Raw genomic sequence first — 1,013 nt, 5'->3', positions numbered from 1 at the left:
CGATGCCGGTCACCTCCCTCAGCGAGCGTCGACCGGGAATGCCCGCCCGCCCGCCGAAATCGCTGACCGACATCCTGCGCGATGCCGTCGGCGAGCAGATCGAACGGACCGCCGAGTTCGCGCGCCGCAGGCTCACCGGGGACTACCAGGTCGACGAGTTCGGCTACGACCGGCACCTGCTCGAATCGGTGATCCTGCCCGCGCTCCGGCCGCTGTCGGACTACTGGTTCCGGGTCGAGGTCGCGGGGATCGAGAACATCCCCGCCGTGGGTGGCGCGCTGCTGGTCGCCAATCACGCGGGCACCGTGCCGATCGACGGGCTGATGCTGCAACTGGCCGTGCACGACAAGCATCCGCATCAGCGGGCGCTGCGGCTGCTGGCCGCCGACCTCATTTTCGAGATGCCGCTGCTCGGCGCGCTGGCACGCAAGGCCGGGCACACGCTGGCCTGCCATCCCGATGCCGAGCGGCTGCTGCGCGCCGGGCACATCGCCGGCGTGTTCCCGGAAGGGTTCAAGGGCGTCGGAAAGAACTACGCCGACCGGTACAAGCTGCAACGGTTCGGGCGCGGCGGATTCGTGTCGGCGGCGGTGCGGGCCGGGGTGCCGATCATTCCGGTCTCGATCGTCGGTTCCGAGGAGATCTACCCCAAACTTGCCGATATCAAGCCGCTGGCACGCCTGCTCGGGCTGCCGTACTTCCCGGTGACGCCGCTGTTCCCGCATCTGGGGCTGCTGGGCGCGGTGCCGATGCCGTCGAAGTGGTACATCGAATTCGGTGAGCCGATCGCGACCACAGCGTTCGAGCCGGAAGAGGCCGACGACCCGATGACGATGTTCGAGGTTACCGACCAGGTCCGCGAGACCATCCAGCAGACCCTCTACAAGCTGCTGGCCAAGCGCCGGAACGTGGTTCTGGGGTAGATCGTTCGGGATCACTTGTTCGGTAGTCCCAGGCAGGGTTGAGGCTGTGTTTGTTGGAGCGCTGGCGCGCTCGAGTCGCGGCCCTGAGGG

At 67.7% G+C, this 1,013-nt stretch carries 1 protein-coding gene; it reads left to right on the top strand.

Annotation, left to right across the window (positions count from 1 at the left end; genetic code table 11):
• Nucleotides 1–923 (top strand): lysophospholipid acyltransferase family protein (locus ACFWF3_RS37080; protein ID WP_379318943.1); only part of this gene is annotated, 923 nt, incomplete at its 5' end.
• Between the last annotated feature and the right edge of the window lie 90 nt (nt 924–1,013).

Source organism: Nocardia sp. NPDC060220 (assembly GCF_042727815.1).
Classification (GTDB): Bacteria; Actinomycetota; Actinomycetes; order Mycobacteriales; family Mycobacteriaceae; genus Nocardia.
The sequence above is the reverse complement of the archived record's forward strand: the minus strand, read 5'-3'. Positions and strand labels throughout refer to the sequence as shown.